At 56.0% G+C, this 17,580-nt stretch carries 10 protein-coding genes; 1 reads left to right on the top strand and 9 read right to left on the bottom strand.

The window, feature by feature from the left end:
- Nucleotides 1–312: 312 nt before the first annotated feature.
- Nucleotides 313–1,959, top strand: a complete 1,647-nt coding sequence (locus tag EHV15_RS15545) for a glycoside hydrolase family 9 protein (protein ID WP_246061603.1) — start codon at nt 313–315, stop codon at nt 1,957–1,959.
- 295 nt (nt 1,960–2,254) lie between these two features.
- Here EHV15_RS15545 and EHV15_RS15540 read toward each other — a convergent pair whose 3' ends face one another.
- The 9 genes from EHV15_RS15540 to EHV15_RS15500 all read right to left on the bottom strand — a co-directional run bounded on the left by EHV15_RS15540 (nt 2,255) and on the right by EHV15_RS15500 (nt 17,477).
- Nucleotides 2,255–7,558, bottom strand: coding sequence for a choice-of-anchor I family protein (locus tag EHV15_RS15540; protein ID WP_128631998.1), 5,304 nt, complete (start codon nt 7,556–7,558; stop codon nt 2,255–2,257).
- Between the two features lie 737 nt (nt 7,559–8,295).
- Nucleotides 8,296–9,138, bottom strand: coding sequence for a carbohydrate ABC transporter permease (locus tag EHV15_RS15535; protein ID WP_128631997.1), 843 nt, complete (start codon nt 9,136–9,138; stop codon nt 8,296–8,298).
- Between the two features lie 18 nt (nt 9,139–9,156).
- Complete coding sequence (locus EHV15_RS15530; protein WP_128631996.1) at nt 9,157–10,041, bottom strand: carbohydrate ABC transporter permease; 885 nt, start codon at nt 10,039–10,041, stop codon at nt 9,157–9,159.
- A gap of 57 nt (nt 10,042–10,098) precedes the next feature.
- Nucleotides 10,099–11,439: an ABC transporter substrate-binding protein gene (locus tag EHV15_RS15525; RefSeq protein WP_128631995.1), complete on the bottom strand. Its 1,341-nt coding sequence runs from the start codon at nt 11,437–11,439 to the stop codon at nt 10,099–10,101.
- 164 nt (nt 11,440–11,603) lie between these two features.
- On the bottom strand, nt 11,604–13,370 hold the full coding sequence (locus EHV15_RS15520; RefSeq protein ID WP_128631994.1) for a cache domain-containing sensor histidine kinase: 1,767 nt from the start codon (nt 13,368–13,370) through the stop codon (nt 11,604–11,606).
- Nucleotides 13,371–13,372: 2 nt separating this feature from the next.
- Nucleotides 13,373–14,167 (bottom strand): response regulator transcription factor, encoded by a 795-nt coding sequence (locus tag EHV15_RS15515; protein ID WP_246061939.1) that lies wholly within the window; start codon nt 14,165–14,167, stop codon nt 13,373–13,375.
- A 24-nt stretch (nt 14,168–14,191) separates the two neighbouring features.
- Nucleotides 14,192–15,724 carry a glycoside hydrolase family 43 protein gene (locus EHV15_RS15510; RefSeq protein WP_128635370.1) on the bottom strand — a complete coding sequence of 511 codons (1,533 nt, stop codon included), beginning with the start codon at nt 15,722–15,724 and terminating at the stop codon, nt 14,192–14,194.
- A gap of 491 nt (nt 15,725–16,215) precedes the next feature.
- Nucleotides 16,216–16,467, bottom strand: a complete 252-nt coding sequence (locus EHV15_RS15505; protein WP_128631992.1) for a hypothetical protein — start codon at nt 16,465–16,467, stop codon at nt 16,216–16,218.
- A gap of 14 nt (nt 16,468–16,481) precedes the next feature.
- Nucleotides 16,482–17,477 (bottom strand): AraC family transcriptional regulator, encoded by a 996-nt coding sequence (locus EHV15_RS15500; protein ID WP_246061602.1) that lies wholly within the window; start codon nt 17,475–17,477, stop codon nt 16,482–16,484.
- Between the last annotated feature and the right edge of the window lie 103 nt (nt 17,478–17,580).

The following is a 17,580-nucleotide window of genomic DNA, read 5'->3' as shown; positions in this document are numbered from 1 at the left end:
ATTAGTTTCATTCCAAAATTTGCAAAATATTCATGATTGCAGCTTTTTGTAGCCTTGCCAAGATTCACGGGCCATGCAAATATGGGGATAGATGAGTGAAAGCGATTACGATCAAATGCAAGTTTAAAAGTCGGCTTTTCAGCACCGAGAAGGTTGGATGAAGCTAGGGACGTAAGGAGCGGAGCGTACGTTTTGGGTACGTGAGCAACGGAAGGCCCGGCTGAATTCAAGATTCGATGTCGAATCCACTTCTTGACCTGCTTCGTGATCAAAAGTTGACTTTTAAACTACCTTGTTTAGGAGGGGATTTTGATGAATGAACCTGCTGGGAACAGTATGGCGACGCGGGGCATCACGGTGAATCAGATCGGGTATCCGCCGGACGCGCGTAAGACCTTCATTTGTACAGGCGAAGGCGGGACGTTTGAGATCGTCCGGGAAGCGGATGGGCGTATTGTTTATCGAGGGGAAACCGAGTTGCCGGTGTATGATGAAGCATCGGGGATCACTGTCAGCCGCGGGGATTTTACCGCTTGTACGGAGGAAGGCGGCTATTTTGTAAGGTTGCATGGGGAAACGTCCGCTTCGTTTGCTATCGCCAACAATCCGTATGCAGAACTTCATACCGGTCTGCTCAAATCTTTTTATTACTTCCGCTGCGGCATGGAACTGGAGGAGCCGTATGCCGGTCCGTGGAAACATGCCGCCTGCCATACGGCGGAAGGCATCGTTTACGGCGAGCCGGACCGGAAGCACGGCAGCTCCGGCGGCTGGCATGACGCCGGTGATTACGGCAAATACACCGGACCGGGGGCCAAGGCGGCCGCCGATCTGCTGCTGGCGTACGAATTTGCGCCGCAGGCGTTCCAGAGGCCGGTTCCGCTGCCGGAGACGGACGGCCTGGCGCCGGATGTCCTGCACGAATGCCGCTACGAGCTCGAGTGGCTGCTGAAAATGCAGGACGAGCGCACGGGCGGAGCGTTTCATAAGCTCACGACAAAGCAATTTCCGGCGCTGGACGTTATGCCCGAGGATGACCGCGCGGAGCTGTATTTTATGCCCGTCTCCGCCGCGGCAACCGGCTGCTTCGCCGGGGTTATGGCGCTGGCGGCCCGGGTGTACCGGCCGTTCGATGAGGCGTTCGCCAGCCGCTGCCTGGCCGCGGCGGAGCGGGCCTGGGAGTGGCTGGAGGGGCATCCCGCTTCGCCGGAAAACCCCGGCTTCAAAAACCCGGCCGACATCGCCACGGGCGAATACGGGGACCCGGTCGACCTCGACGAGCGATACTGGGCCGCCGGCGAGCTGTTCCGGACGACGGGGGAAGCGGTCTATCACGAGGCGTTCCGGAAGCTGGCGGCGGAAACTTTTCCGAAATACGAACTGGGCTGGGCGGATATGGGCGGTTACGGCACGATCGCCTACTTGTTCGGCGAAAAAGCGAAAGCTGACGGTACGCTCCACGCTTCGCTGGAGGCCGGTTTGCTTGGAGTGGCCGAAAGGCTGGCCCGGCGCTGCGCCGAGGACGGTTATCTGACTTCGCTGCGGCCGGAGGACTATATTTGGGGCAGCAACATGGTGCTGCTGAACCGGGCGATGCTGCTGCTGATCGCCGCAAAGGTTAGCGGCGAAGCCCGCTACCAGGCGCTGGCGCTGGAGCATGTGCACTATTTGCTCGGCCGCAACGTGCTGGACTACAGCTATGTCACCGGCTTTGGCCACCGGGCGGTCCGCCATCCGCACCACCGCCCTTCCGTCGGCGACGGCGTGGAGGAGCCGGTGCCCGGGCTGGTGTCCGGGGGCCCCAACCGCGGGCTGAACGACGACTGCATGCAGGAGCATCTGCAGGGCAAAGCGCCAGCCGCCTGCTTCATCGACGACGAGCTCAGCTACGCCGGCAATGAAGTGACGATCTACTGGAACTCCCCGGCGGTATTTGTGGTATCCCATTTTGTGAAGTAGATGGGGGCTAAACTTTGGACGACGCGGCTCTAACGGACACCAGTGACCTTATCCGCCCATTTCCCGGGTATTTCCCAGGCTAACGGACACAAGCGACCCTATTTCACTCTAAACCAGTTCATCCAGGACGATTTGAGGTAAATAAGGTCTTCTGTGTCCGTTACATTTTGCAAACCTCCGTTTTTTCGAAAATAACGGCTCTGGTGTCCCTTAGCCCCCTGATTCTATATGGTGAACAAAAAAGGGACGCGGCAGAACGAACAGCCGCATCCCTTTTTGTCATTGCTTAGTACCATTAATCGATAAACCGCAGCTCCTGCAGCATCCGCATCAGCAGGATGGCCGCCTGGGCGCGGGTGGTATGGCCGTTCGGGGCAAAGGCGCCACGATTGTCGCCCTGCATGATCCCCTGCTCAACCAGCCAGGCTACGTCTGCCGCGGCCCAGTCCGGGATCGCCAAGCGGTCCGTGAAACGGGCCAGCAAAGCGGTATCGGCGCTTGTTCCGGCAGACATCTCGCCATCCGTATCCGCGTTTCCGTCCTTAACCAGCCGCATCGCTTTCGCAACCATGACGGCCATCTCCGCCCGGGTAATGCGTTCGTTCGGCTTAAACGCGCCGGTTGCATCCGGGGTAACGAGACCGAATTCAACCGCGGCCGCGATTTCGCCGGCCAGGCTATTACCCGCCTCTACATCACTGAATACGTTCGCTTCTTGAGTCGGGGTCAACCCCAGCCCGCGAACAAGCAGCGCGGTAAATTCCGCCCGCGTCATTTCCCGTCCGGGCTCGAAGCGGGTTTCGCCCACACCTTCCACAAGCAGTTTGGAGGCCAGCTTATCGACGGCTTGCTCCGCCCAGTGCCCGTTTACATCGGCAAACCGGTGCTTTTTGCCGCTGACCAGCGTGTACAGGCTGTTGCCCGGACGCTTCAACTCTAAAGCAGGTTTGCCGTCCACCGTGACTTTAACCGCGGGAACGAAAACAAGTTTTCCGGCCGCTTTGTCGTACATGACTGCCGTAACCGCGTTGCTGTCAACTTCGGCCGGCAGAGGGATCGTCCGGCTGAGGTACGTATTATTCCCGAAAGCCGTGATTTCCCGCTCCTGACCGTCCACGGTGAGCAGCACTACTTTGAATTCAACTGCCGCAGAACCCGTAAGGGTTACTCCTTGATTTGCGGCAGCCTTGGCAATCTCCGCTTGTTCGGACGTTTTGGCCGATAAAATGGAAATCTGTATGGAAGCGCCTGAGCCTGATGAACTTAAAGCATCGGAACCGGTTAGACCGTAATGGCCCGCGATGATCGCCTGAAGCGGAAGTCTGTAGCTAGCCAGCGCGGTACGGATGACCAGCGTTACCTCGCTGTTTTCAGTCCCTTCCTTATTAACCGAAAGGAGTGTTTCCGCAGGCAGGGAAAGCACGGTTCCTCCGCCGAGGTCCGTCAGCTCCACCGCCAGTTCGCTCTGGCTGCTTGAAGCGGCTGCCGCAAGGGCGGTCTTCAACACATCCGGCTTGACGGAAACTTGATTCACCGTCTGGCCGTCGTCGCCACGGGTAACTTCAACCTGCAGCATATCGCTCACAAGCTCATACGCCGCATTTCCGGAGGAGGATTCTCCGGATGGGTTGGACGCTCCCGGACTGATTGTCCCTTTGGAGCCCGACGAACTCTTCCCGCCGCCGCTGCCGCCACCATTTCCACCGCTGCCATCGCCGCTAGGCTTAGCCTGCTCGACGATCCGGCCTTCCACAACCGGCGAGACCGTACCTCCCAGTTGCTCGATATTTTCGATAAAAATCTCGTAATCGGGATACCCGAGATCCTCGTGATAGGCTCCGGCGGCGATCGCTGCGGCAAAGGAGCTGTAGCCGTCCCCGCCGTTCGCCACGAAGCTGTTGGTCGCAAGCCGGTAAGTGGAAGACAGATTTAACGGAACATAGGTGTCGCCTTGCTTGATCTGTACGTCAAAGACGCGGCTTCCTGCCGGCTGGGCGGGATCCCACTTAAACTTCATGCCGGCGATTTGCGGGAATTTCCCCGGAAGGTCGGTCAATTTGGCCCCGCTGATCCCGTTCTCCAGTCCATCCTTCAACTGCTGCCCGGTGACGTCCAGCACATACAGCGTGTTGCCGAACGGCATCACCGTCCGCAGCTCTCCCATCGTAATCTCGCCTTGGTCGATGGAAGCGCGTATCCCGCCGCCGTTCATGATGGCAATTTGCGCCCCTTTGAGCTGCTGCGCTTTGGCCAGCATACCATCGGCGATCAGATTGCCCAGGTTCGTTTCCTTGGAACGCACATTGACGCGTTCACCGTCGAGAACGACCGCAGCCGTCCCGATGACCTGCTTCTTCAATTCTTCGAGCTCCGCCTTGAGAGGATCGAGTATCGTCTTCGCTGCGGCGTCTTCGGCAACCTGGCCGTTCACAGGAACCAGGCTGCCCGACGTTTGTCCCGGCCCCGTCAAAACCTGGCCTTGCTCATCGAACACCAGGTCCACCCGGCCGAGGTATTTGCCCCATTCGTTCGCCTGAACGATGACGGTCGGCGTTTGATGGACGCTGTCGGTCACGATTTCCGGAGCGTCCAGCTTCGTATGCGTATGACCGCCAACGATCAAATCGATGCCTTCAACTTCGGCGGCCAGCTTTTGGTCCCGCGCGTATCCGAGATGCGACAGGCCGATGATGATATTCAGCCCGTCCTGCTCCATGGCGGCAACGGTCGCTTCTGCGGCTTGAACCGCTTCGTTGAACGTTACATCTTTGCCCGGGCTGGAGGTCACGGCCGTGTCTTCCGTGATCAGGCCGAACACCCCGACCTTATGGCCGCCTGCTTCAAGGACGACATAAGGATACACGCCCGCATGTTCCGTCGTTTTCGGCGCGCTGACATCGATGTTGGCCGGCGATTTTACGAGCGGCGCGATGTTGCCGTCCTTGCTGAAATCGATATTGGAGCTGACCAGCGGAAACTGGGCTTTGTTGATGAAATCGGCCAGCACCCCCGTGCCTTTATCGAACTCATGATTCCCGAAGGTCATGGCATCGTAGCCCATCAAATTCATGAATTCGAGATCTTTAAGTCCCTGCCATTTGGTAAAATACAGATCCCCGGAAAAAACATCCCCCGCATCCAACAGCAAACTGTCGCCGCCCTCGGCGCGGATTTGCTTCACCAGCATGGCGCGTCTGGCCACATCGTCCAAATGGGCATGCGAGTCGTTCGTATGCATGACCGTCAGCTTCCAGGTGTCCCCGCCATCCTGCGCAGACTGAACCGTCACCTTCGCTTCGGCCACGCCATAGCCGTCTTCGCTTAACGCGGTAATCACCGCCTGCCCGGCAGCCACTGGCGTAACGGTCCCGTCCGCATCAACGGCAACGACGGATGAATCGGAACTCGACCAAACGACTTTCTCCCCGCTGCCTGCAGGCCCGCCGGCCGGCGTCACCGTTGCCGTCAATTTTTCCGCCGCGCCGCCTGCGGTTAGCGTTAACGAGGTTTTATCCAGGCTCACCTTCGTCACTTCCAGCTCCAGAACCGCTACCGTGCCGCTTACTTCGTTGGCGGTGAGCAGCAAAGGCAGCCCCGTCGGGCTTTCCGTAGCCGGCACAAACTCCAGCCCTTCCGGTCCGGTATCCGTGTTCAGCCCCGCGTTAAAGTCGCGCGTGTTCGTGTAGCTGGCGAATGCCGGATTTTCCGGGTCGGTCACATCATAAACCATCACACCGCCGATACGCTCAAGCCCGGTAAAAGCAAACGCTTTGCTGCCAACTTGGCCGACGGTGACGTATTCGGGTTCGGGGCCTTTTTTCGGACTCCGTTTATCGAAATTCGCTTTGCTGTGGTTAGAGTTAAAATAGTCCGGCAGCCGCTCGGCCGTTACCCGCTCAAAATCATTCCCGCTGTCATATACCTGCTGCATGGTGTCCGCATCCCACACTGAAAACGAGCGGGCTCCATACAGATAAACCCCGTCCGCTCCCATATCGCTGGCCGTTTCCACGTCGCCGTACCGCGAACCGTTTTCCTGTAAAAAGCGTCCCGCTTCCGAGTCCGGATCGACACTCGTCAGCTTTTTGATTTTGGTCACGTTGGTGCGGCCCGGCCATTCGGTTGCGTCGCCCTCGTTGGCCGTGAACAAATAGGTTTTTCCGCCTACCGTATGGGCGTCGATGCCGTCGGGCATGTACATCCCTTTGAACGGTACGTTTTCCAGGTTGATGATTTGGTCTTCGATCAGGTCCAAGGCGTTGTCCGGATCGTTTAAATCCTTGAACCCAAGCCCGCGAACGTAGAGAACCTTCGCTTTGCCGATATCGATCGCGGCGATCGCGTTGTTCTCCTGCAGGGACACGTATGCCGTCGTCTCGTCGCTGGAAAGCGCAATATACTCGGGCTCCAAATCAAATACGGCGTCTTCCTTGGAGCCGCTGCCGGTAATCATGCCATCGGCATCGGCCATGCCCCGGATATGCACCAGATCATCGATCACGGACGGATCGTCGAACTTCACGTGGCGGGTTTGCCCCTCCACCGTATCGACGACCGTAACGCTGCCTTCGGGATCAATCCCGGCTTCGCGCGGCTCTCCCTCGTCCGCCGTCAAAATGTATCGGCCGTCCGAGGTATACTTGACCATGTCGGGCTGAACGCCGGCTTCGTATTCATCCAGCAAATTCCCTTCGTAGTCGAGCACGAGGATTTTGCCGGCTTTGGCCGGATCGGCTTCCTGCACGGCGGCGGCGATCCGTTTCGTGGCCGTATTGATATCGAGACTCGTCAAATCGCCGAACGTAAAACCTCCGGCTTTCTCCGCAAGGCTTACGACATCGACCGTTTTCTCCTTCATCAAAGTGCCGGTTTCCGCAAGCGGTACGATATCGATGCTCGGCGGTTCGGACGACCCGTTCACCAGATAAAATTTTCCGTTGTCTTTGTTGTATTTAACGATTTCGGCGACACCGCCGTCCTCGTTGGGCGTCCCTACGGAATAAGTCGCAATTTTACGGATTTGCAGCGTATCTTCCAAGGGGGCCGGTTCCTGACCAGCGGCGGCCTTGGCAACCGTAAGCTGCAGAGCAGCTTCTGCCCGGCCCGGTTCGGCCGCGCTGTCCGTCAAGGTTACTTTAATTTCATAACTGCCCTCCGTACCGGCAGCTGGGGTTCCCGTAATCATTCCGGTTACCGCATCCAAAGCGAGGCCAGTCGGAAGCCCGTCCGCAGCAAAACCATAGGGCGGTTCCCCGCCGTAAACGGCGATCGTCGCTGAATAAGGCGTGCCGACAACGGCTTGCGGCAAGTTTTGCGCGGAAATGCCAAGCCCGTCATCCGCAGCAAGCAGGGTCTGGTCGGCGCTGCCGCCGGTTCCGGCTGCATCCACCGACCGGACTGCGTTCGTGCCGGCGGCGTTACCCTCCGCCTGGGCGGTGTCCGCACCGGCCCCATCCCCTCCTGCCGTCTCCAAACCGGGAGCAGGCTGCGCCGCCGGGGAGCTTTCCTCGGCGGCCGCCCATCCGCCTGGACCTGCCAAACTGATGAACAACGCCGCAGCCAAAAATGTAGAAACCGTTTTCGAACCTCTTTTCTTCAATCCGATTCCTCCCTAACTTCATCTATCATATTTCCATAGAAGTTTAGCGGGGAAGTGTTATCGGAAAACGTTGTTTTTCTGAATTTTTGTAAAATGATTGTTAATCGATAAGTTGAACTATGAATTGTACGGATCAGGGCAGCCGTGTGAAATGTTCTTACGATCGCTGTTGTTCGTGGATTTCTATTGATTTTATAGAATCCAACAAGGAAGAAATCCGCTCACAAAGGCGACCAAGCATATGCTTCCGATGCAGCTTTCTTCCAGAAAGCTTTTAGTTTCTTCAGAATCATTTCACCTAGGTTCAATATTCTAACATGTGCACTCTTTTAGAATATTGAACACTCTTGCCTACTTATATAGATTCATAACTTCAGCAATAAACAGGCGCAAAAAAACGCCGAACAGCGTTCGCGAAATGCAAAAGTGCAGGCGATTCTCACGAAAATGCCCCAAAATAGCCGATCAAATGCAAAAGTGCAGTTCATTTTCAGATAATATACTAAAATTTACCAAATTCACTTATATCAACTGCACTTTTGCATCCGAACCACCCAAGTAAGGGCAAATCGCGCGAGATCAAATGCACTTTTGCAGTTGGTCCCTCCATAACGGCGGCATATCGACCGCAAGACCCAACCATAAAACTAGTTTCAATCAATATCCAGCGCCCCCAACCGTCGGCAGTTTTAACGGTACAACTATTCCTCGACGTCCGCAAACAGCGCACTTCCGAGCTACCCTTTGATCGCGCCTTCCGCCATCCCGGACATGATGCGTTTGCTGAAAATCGCGCAGACGGTTATCGTCGGGATCGTTGCCATCAGAATCGCCGCAAACATCGGGGCGTAATCGGTCGTATACTGATCCTTGAAATTGGACAGGCCGACCGGCAGCGTCATCTTCAGGGGGTCCGATATAAAAACGAGCGCCACGAGCAGCTCATTCCAGATGCTGACGAAACTGAAGATGACGATCGTCATCAGCGCCGATTTGGCCACCGGCAAAATGATCCGCCAAAACACGCCGTAAACGGAGCATCCGTCGATCACAGCGGCTTCCATCAACTCGTTCGGAATCGCTCCGAGGAAGCCGCATAAAATCAAAATCGCGGCAGGCAGCGCAAACGCGGCGTAAATGATGATCAGGCCGATCTGCGAATTGATCATTCCGATTTTGGAGAAATAGACGAATAACGGAATCAAAGTGGCGTGAATCGGCACCATCATCCCGATCAGAAAGTACCCTAACGTAAGTTTGGACGCCTTCCAGCGCAATTTGGCCAGCGCATACGCTGCCATGGAACTGACCACGACCACGATCAGCAAAGTCACGGCCGTGATAACCACGGAGTTGAACAAATATTTTCCCGTTCCCCCGGTCGTCCAGGCATCCGAATAGTTGCTCCAGATGAACTGCTCAGGAAAGCCCCACGGATTTTCGTAAATTTGCGGCGTATGTTTTAAGGAATTCAAAATCAGCCACAGCAAGGGATAGAGGTAAAATAAACTTCCAGCGCCGAGAAAAATGTAGATCAGCACCATTTTCAGAGGGTGCCGGCCGATGTCGTTTTGCATCATTGAATCGCCATCCCCCTTCTAGTTTTCCTGATCCGTCACGCGGAACAGCTTGTTAATGATCACGGTAACCACCAGGCACATGACCAGCAAAACAACCGCCATCGCATCGCCGTAACCGTACTCCGACTGATCGAACGACCGGTAATAAAGATAGGAAGCAAGCACCTGTGTACGGTTAGCCGGGCCGCCGCCCGTCATCACAAAAATCAAATCAAAAAACTTCAGCGACCCAATCGAAATCAAAATCGTGTTCACCTTCGTGATCGGTTTAACCAGCGGCAGCGTGATATGCTTGACCACCTTCCAGCCCGTAGCCCCGTCAATGCGCGCCGCTTCGAAAATGTCGGCGGAAATGTTCTGAATCGCCGCGATAAACAAAATCATCGTATACCCGACGAACTGCCACGACGTGACGATCGCGATCGCCCACATCGCCGTTTTCGGCTCCGACAGCCACGGCCGGGCCCACGCTTCCAACCCCGCCGCCTTCAGCAGCGTATTTATGATGCCCATCGACGGATCGTAAATAAAGGTCCACATCATGCCAACCGCGACGCTGGAAATGACCGCCGGCGTGAAAAAGATGTTTTTAAACCATTCCTTGCCTCTTAGCCTGCCGCTCAAAAAAACAGCCAGGACGAATCCCAAACCGAGCTGCAGCACCAGGCTGACCACGAGCAGCAGCAGCATGTTGCGGACGCTGACGCCAAACACGGAATCCTGCGTAAACATTCGCGTATAGTTATCCACCCCGATAAATTTCATCGGACTAATGACATCCCATTTGAAAAAGCTGAAATACACCGAGGATACGATCGGAACAAAAACGATGGCGGTATAGATCAGCAGGGCGGGGAGAATAAAGAACAGAATGGACATCCTGTTTCTCAGCACTTTTTCCATTATTGACCACCTTATTCTAGAAGGAGCGGATTCCTTGGAAATCCGCCCCGTCTAGCATCACTTATTTTCAGCCCGATAACGTTCGGTGTACGCCTGCAATTCCTTAAACGCCTCTTCCGGCGCCTGCCCCGCCAAAATGGCCTGAATCGTATTGTTGTATTCATCGCCAATTTGGGCGCCGAGGCCTTGATCATAGAAAATAAACATGCCTTTCATCGCGGACATCTGATTGCTTAGTTTCCGGGACAGCTCAGGCACTTTCTCCGGATCGAGCTGCACGTTCGTTGCCGCGATATCCCCGCCTTCTTCGGCGATCCGTTTCTGGTACTTGTCCTCCGACCAGGTTTTCAGGAATTGGATGGCCGCGTCCGTATCTTTTGCTTTCGCATTGATGACCAGGTTAAACGACGGCTGGCCTAGCCACGTATCCAGGTCGCCTTTGCCGCCTGAGAACGTCGGGAATTTGGCGATATCCACGGCATCTTTCACTTTGGAATCGTCCGCCGTAAGCTGGTTGATCGCCCAACTGCCGGTGACCAGCATCGCCGCCCCGCCGTTTTTGAACAGGTTCACCATTCCGTTGTTGTCGATGCCGAGAAAACCTTCGGGGAAAGCGCCCATCTTGGCGAGTTCCTGCATGATTCGCCCGGTTTCGATGTAAGACGGGTCCTCCCATGTTCCGCCGCCATTCATGATCGCATTAAACGGCTCGTCTCCGCCGATCCGGTTGGCGACCAGTTCGCTGAACAAAGCGCTCGTCCACGCCTCCTTGGCGCCGAAGGCAAACGGCGTGACCTTGTTGTCCCTCAGCACCTGGATCACTTGTTTCAGCTCAACGTAAGTGGTAGGCGCCTCCAGGCCGTACTCCTCAAAAATATCTTTGTTGTAAAACAGCACCGCCGTCGAAAACGACGTAGGTATCCCGTAAATTTTTCCGTCGAACGTGAGCAAATTAAACGCGCCGGACGTGAAACGTTCTTTCCATTCCGGGTCCGCCGCGAAAGCGTCGTCCAGCGGCAGCAGGCGGCCTGCGTCCACATACGTTTTCATTTTGCCGGCCGCGTGCAGCGAAAACACATCCGGTCCATTGTTGGCGGCAAGCCCGGCATTGATTTTCGGATAATACGGATCCCCGGGAACGTGTTGAATTTCGATTTGCGCAGCGGAATCGGGCAGCGCATTAAACTCCTTGGCCAGATCCTCGCCGATTCGGGTCATGGCCGTATCGCTCGTCTGCCAGTCGTACATCACCATTTGGGTTTTGCTTCCGCCTTCGGCAGACGGGCCGGCGCTCTTATTGTCCGCAGCTTTGCCGCTTCCGCCGCCGCAAGCGGTTAAACCGGCGGCTAACAACAGCACCGCCGCAAGGCTTGCGGCTTTCATTCTTTGTTTACTCATCCCATCGAACCCTCCCTTTGATCTCGCGCTGTTACTCTTTCATCATAAAGTCCAGGGAAAAAAATCAAAACGAGGCGATGCCGACTTCGATGTCGAAAATTCCGACCCTTTGCCTAATCCACCCCGTTTGTCCCCCTCCGGGAGCCGGGCTTATTACTGCGTGCTCATGCCCGCATACCGGGCAGCGTGATCGTAATTTTCGTCCCTTCGCCATACCTGCTGTCGATCCGCAGCCCGTATTCTTTTCCATAGTGCAATTGAATCCGCTGATGGACATTCAGCAAACCGATGCCCGCCGTATCCGCCGGGCCGCCGTCCAGCGCAGACCTTATTTCCTCCAGCTTGGCGGGCTCCATTCCCCCGCCGTTGTCGCCGACCGTCAGCAGCAGCCAGCCCTGCTCAAAGTATCCATGGATCTCAATGCCCCCCTTGCCCATCGCCAGCTCCAGCCCGTGAACGATCGCATTTTCAACCAGCGGCTGCAAAATAAACCTCGGAACCGATAGGGACAAGGCGTTCGGATCGATATCGGTGCTAACCTCGAATTTGTCGCCGAAACGGTGCTTTTGGATATACACGTATTTCTCGACATTACCGATCTCGCTTACCAAAGGAATGAAATCCTTCCCTTTGATCCCTTCCCGCATTAAATCGCCCAGCGCCTTGGACAACTTGCCTACCTCGGGCGCGCCCTGGATGCGGGCCAGCCAATTGATCGTCTCCAGCGTATTGAACAGGAAATGCGGATTGATCTGAAACATCAAATATTTGAGCTGGGACTGTTGCTTAAGCAGTTTCTCCTGATACACCTTGTTAACCAAATGATTGATCTGGTCGACCATCCGGTTGAAGTTGCGGCTGAGCAGCCCGATTTCATTGCGCGAGTTGTAGACGAAGCGGGCGTCCAGATTATCCCCTTCCACGTTTTTCATGACGGCGGACAGCTGGCGGATCGGCTTGGAAATGCTGTTGGATACGAGATACGACAAAATGACGGCCACCGTGATAAAAATGGCAAAGAGAACGAGCATCCAGTTTTTGAGGAGGAGCGATAAGTTTTCATATTGGGTAGCGGGAATCACGCTGACGATCCGCCATCCCGTCTGCCCGATCATCCGGTAATTGACGACCGCGTTTTGATTGTTCAGGACCGTCTTGAAGCTCCCTTGTTTTTCCCCATGCAGCACCTGATCGATATAGGCTGCGGCAGGCCGTGTGTTGATCAGTTCCTTGTCGCCGTGCGAAACGATGACCCCGTCCTGATTGATGATGTACAGTTCCCCTTGTTTGCCGAGCTGGATCGAGCCATAAATGGAATACAGCGCCTTTTCGCGAAGATGCAGCACAAAATACCCCGATTTCTTCAGATTGTCCATGTCGTAAACGGAACTGCCCGCCGTCACGGCGGGCACCAAAGGTTCGGGGTCCATCCAAATCAGATTGCCTTCATTCTGCTGAAGGCTCCACCACTCCTCCAGGCTTAATTCGGTCAGCGGCGGATCCGAGGATTGGAACCGGTACGGCTCTAAGGAATACAGCTGAATTGACTGCACCTCGTCCCGGTCGATGATCACGCTGTCCAAAAAATGATTGATCCGCTTGGCCACGGCGACATATTCAACTTGGCTGTCGAAGCCTTTGTTCGCTTCCCGCAAAGCGTTCCGCACATCCACGTTCGTAAAGACGGTATGATACAGCCGGTCGATGTCCACCAGATGGAGCTCGATATTTTTGCTTACCTCACTGAGCAAGTCCAGTGTATAGTCGTTCGTTTTTTCCTGAATCAGCGATCTTGATTTCTGATAAGTCAACGTGCCGATCAGGGCGATCGGTACCAAAATCAGCAGCAAAAACGACGCCAGCAGCTTGCTGCGGATTTTGAAATCATGGATTCGCTGCGCTAGCCTGCGCCCCCATTTTCCGAAGCCCATCGTCACTTCTCCCCGCCAGCCGGCTGTTGGCTGCGGAATTCCTGCGGAGTCAGGCCGTAACGCTTTTTAAACAACTGCCCGAAATAACGGGCGTCCCGGATGCCGACCTTGGCGGCGGCCTCGTAAACTTTCACGCTCGGATCGGCCAAATATTCCACCGCCTGCTGCAGCCGGATCCGCGTCAGCGTATCACTGAAGTTCTCCCCCGTTTCCTTTTTGAACAGCCTGCTTAAGTAATCCGGGTGAAAATGCAGCGCCGCGGAAATTTTGGCGATCGTTACGTCCTCCATATAGTGCGCCTCCAAGTAATCCGTCATCTGCGCGACGACTACGTTTCGGCATTCCGTCTCAGGGAGCATCTTCCCTTGCAGGGTAAGCGAATATTCTTTCAACTGCTGCCGCAGATCCTTCTCGGCGGCGGCTTGCCCGCGCTCCGCTTCGATTTGCAGCTTGGCCTTCTTGCAAGCCGCCATAATTTCATCCGGATCGGTTGGCTTCAATACGAATCCGACCGCCCCCAATTCAATCGCTGACAGAGCGTAATCAAGCTGGTGATAGGCGGTAATGAACACAACCTTGACCGGGCGGTTTTCCTGATTCAGCGTGCGCATTAAGGACAATCCGTCCACGCCTGGCATCCGGATATCCGTCAGCAGCAAATCGGGAGCCTGGGAACGCACCATTTCGAGCGCTTCGGAGCCGGAGGAAGCGAGGCCGGTCAGCCGGAATCCTTCGGACTCCCAGTCCAGCGATTGCAAACCGAGGCGGGTGATATGCTCATCGTCGGCAATAACCATCGTGACCACTTATGCTCATCTCCTTTACGCCATCCCGAGCGGGATGTAATCAAACCAGTCAAAGCGGGCCGGAGCTGCGGGAGCGTTGGTGCCGCTGACCGCGTAAAGACCGAAATATACGCCGGTGAACCCGCCGGCCACCTCGGTCGCCAGCATGCTGCATTCGCCCCTGCCCAGAATCGTCCGCTCTTCCTCCCGTTCCGAATGACGGTATGTAAAGACGTAATTTTCCGCGTCGGCCTGAACGCCGAGAATGACCCGGTCTTCTGCCCATGGGACGCTGTGCTCCACTTTCCGCAAAGAGCCAAGCCGCCGGCGGAAAATAAGAACCGTTTCCCCGCTTATTCGCGTCAACGCAATTTCGTAATGGAAGCAGTGGTTCATCAGCACGGTCAAGCCAGCCTCATCCCCTTCATCAGCGGGCGAAAACTCCAGCAGCGTCTCGGCCCGGCAGGCAAAATGCTGTTGCCGTCTGCCGAGGAACGCCGGCGCGTCCTCGTCGTTTAAGGTCACCTGTGAACCGTGCAGGGTCAACCACCCGGGACGTTCTTCCAGAGACCAGCTGCCCGGATGGGGATTCCGCAGGAAGTTCCAAGCCAGCCCCGGGGACGCTGCCGTGAAATCGTCACGATGTTGTGTTTCTTCGGTCCACGGACACAGCGGGAGTGTATCCGCTTCCATTTTTTCTGCGATCATACCGCCTTCCCCGATCTCCGGCCAACCTTGTTCGTTCCATTTCACCGGGGCAAGGAACGTTTCCCGTCCCAAATGGTGCCGATTCGGATAACCAACCGGGCGAATCCCCAGGCAAACGGCCCACCAACTGCCGTCATGAGCCTCTATCAAATCGGCGTGCCCGGTGGCCTGAATCGGACTCGCTTTGCTGCGATGCGACAGAATCGGGTTGCCGGAGCAGCCGGTAAACGGACCGGACGGGCTGGCGCCACGGGCGATCGTCACCATGTGACCGTATTCGGTGCCGCCCTCGGCCAGCATCAGATAATAGGTCGCGCCGATTTTATACAGATGCGGAGCCTCCGGATGTTTGCCGCCGCTGCCGTCCCAGATGATTTGCGGCTCGGTTAATCTTGCTCCCGTCTCCAGATCGATTACGCTTTGATAAATGCCGGTTTCGGCCTGGCCCGAAGCGGTCGAGAAATACACCGTCCCGTCCTCGTCAAAAAACAAATCCGGATCAATGCCCGGCTGATCGATCCAAACCGGGTCGGACCATTCCCCCGCCGGATCGTCGCTATGGACCAATAAATGCCCGCCGCCGGTCACATTCGTCGTCGTCACATAAAACTTCCCTTGGTGGTAACGGATCGTAGGAGCGTAAATTCCTCCCGAGCTCCTCGCTTTGCCGAGCTGCAGCTGGCTGGGGCGGTTCAGCACATAGCCCAGTTGCCTCCAGTGAACGAGGTCGCGGCTGTGGAAGACCGGAACCCCAGGAAAATATTCAAAAGAACTCGTTACAAGATAGTAATCTTCTCCAACCCGGCAAACGCTGGGGTCAGGATAAAATCCCGGAATAACGGGATTGCGGTAAGAGGCCATACGCTTCATTCCTTTCCATTCGGTCAATTTTGGACTCCGCAAGCTATATATGTTGAACTAATGATTACATGTAATAGGGCAGCCGGGTGAAATGTTCTTACACTCTTGCCTAATTCCCGTATTTCTTTAGTTCAACTTATATAGATTCATAACTTCAGCAATAAACAGGCACAAAAAAACGCCGAACAGCGTTCGCGAAATGCAAAAGTGCAGGCGATTATCACGAAAATGCTCGTATCCGCTGATCAAATGTAAAAGTGCAGTTCATTTTCGGATAATCTACTAAAATTTACCAAATTCATTTATATCAACTGCACTTTTGCATCCGAACCACCCTAGTAGGGGCAAATCGCGTGAAATCAAATGCACTTTTGCAGTTGGTTCCTCCATAACGGCGTATCGAGGCGACTTCACGTGCCAACCATAAAACTAGTTTTCATCAATCCAGAGCCTGTCGGCAATAACCATCTGATCACTTGAGTTCATCTCCTTTACGCTATCCCGAGCGGGATGTAATCAAACCAGTCAAAGCGGGCCGGAGCCGAGCTTGGGTGCCGCTGACCGCGTGCAGCCCGAAGAATACGCCGGTGAACCCGCCAGCGGAAAATAAGGACGCCTTCCCCGCCTGTCCGCGTCTGCGCAATTTCATAATGGAAGCGGTGGTTCATCAGTACGGTCAAGCCGGCAGATGCTGGGGTTGGGAAAAAATCCCGGAATGACTGGATTGCGGTACGATGCCACATGCTTCATTCCTTTCTCAAATATGGTATCTCCCGCGGAATTTGCCGGGCGGCTCGCCGGTCCAGCGTTTGAACTGCCGGCTGAAATGGGCAATGTCCTTGTAGCCGAGCCGCTGCGAGACGTCTTCCACGGACAGCTCCGGCTCCATCAGCAGCAGCTTGGCTTTTTTCAGCTTCAGCGCCGACAGGTACTGCCGCGGGGACATGCCGTACACGCTGCGGAAGATGCGGTTGCAGGAGGAGGCGCTGTACCCGAGGCCGGCGGTTACGGCCGCCACGGTTTCGCGCGCCTCGTCCCCGTCCGCGCCGGCGTCTCTGCCGCTGCCGCCATCACCATCGCCGCTGCCAGCTTCGCCGCCTTCGCCGTGTCCGGCATGTCCGCCGCCGGCCGCTTCAGCGCCGGCCGGGCGGCTCCAGGCGTCCGGCGCCTCGACGCAGCGCGTAAGGCCCGCGGCGATCTCCGCGGCGACGCGATGCGTCCGGCTGCCGGAAGCGCCGGCGCCGCCGCTTTCCGCCAAGCTGTCGCTAAGGCCGGCGAACAGCTCAAACAGCGCCGACAAGGTCCGCATCTTGTCGGCCAGCTTCACGCCCGCGCCGCTCGAGGTAAGCGCGATCAGCCTATCCAGGCTGGGGCGGATTTTCTGCGCCAGCGGGCTGTCCGCCGCGTACAGCACCGCTTCGCCCCGGCACAGCACCTCCCGCAGGACGCGGTCATCCACGTTGAAATGCAGGCAGTAGTACGTCATCCGCCCCGTTCCCGCCGCCCGGCTCTCGTGTACGTCCTCGGGACGAAGCAGCAACAAATCCCCCGGCTTTTGCACGTAGCGCTGGCCGTTTACGATCATCTCCTGACTCCCCGCCAGCAGCAGGTTCACTTCAAACAGCGGATGGCTGTGCCGCGGATAAGACCATTCGTTCGTCACCGTCCGCAGATGCGCGGCAAACAGCCGGAACGTCGAATCCATATCGGGCAGCATAAACTCGGCCACTTGATGCTCTCCGGACATATTCATACACCGATTCTCCTTTTACCGTCAATTTCTTTTTTCTGATTGATTTGGGTAAATTGATTAGCGATTTGGACATGGGAGACACCAAAATCCCTTGATATAATCA

Source organism: Paenibacillus oralis (assembly GCF_003863965.1).
Taxonomy (GTDB): Bacteria; Bacillota; Bacilli; order Paenibacillales; family Paenibacillaceae; genus Fontibacillus; species Fontibacillus oralis.
This window is presented reverse-complemented; position numbering and strand designations above follow the sequence as displayed.

Bases quoted from the DNA above. Each gene is read 5' to 3' on its own strand.
- EHV15_RS15545 (WP_246061603.1), top strand. From the start codon at position 313: ATGAATGAACCTGCTGGGAACAGTATGGCGACGCGGGGCATCACGGTG.
- EHV15_RS15535 (WP_128631997.1), bottom strand. From the start codon at position 9,138: ATGATGCAAAACGACATCGGCCGGCACCCTCTGAAAATGGTGCTGATC.
- EHV15_RS15530 (WP_128631996.1), bottom strand. From the start codon at position 10,041: ATGGAAAAAGTGCTGAGAAACAGGATGTCCATTCTGTTCTTTATTCTC.
- EHV15_RS15525 (WP_128631995.1), bottom strand. From the start codon at position 11,439: ATGAGTAAACAAAGAATGAAAGCCGCAAGCCTTGCGGCGGTGCTGTTG.
- EHV15_RS15520 (WP_128631994.1), bottom strand. From the start codon at position 13,370: ATGGGCTTCGGAAAATGGGGGCGCAGGCTAGCGCAGCGAATCCATGAT.
- EHV15_RS15515 (WP_246061939.1), bottom strand. From the start codon at position 14,167: ATGGTTATTGCCGACGATGAGCATATCACCCGCCTCGGTTTGCAATCG.
- EHV15_RS15510 (WP_128635370.1), bottom strand. From the start codon at position 15,724: ATGGCCTCTTACCGCAATCCCGTTATTCCGGGATTTTATCCTGACCCC.
- EHV15_RS15505 (WP_128631992.1), bottom strand. From the start codon at position 16,467: ATGTGGCATCGTACCGCAATCCAGTCATTCCGGGATTTTTTCCCAACC.
- EHV15_RS15500 (WP_246061602.1), bottom strand. From the start codon at position 17,477: ATGAATATGTCCGGAGAGCATCAAGTGGCCGAGTTTATGCTGCCCGAT.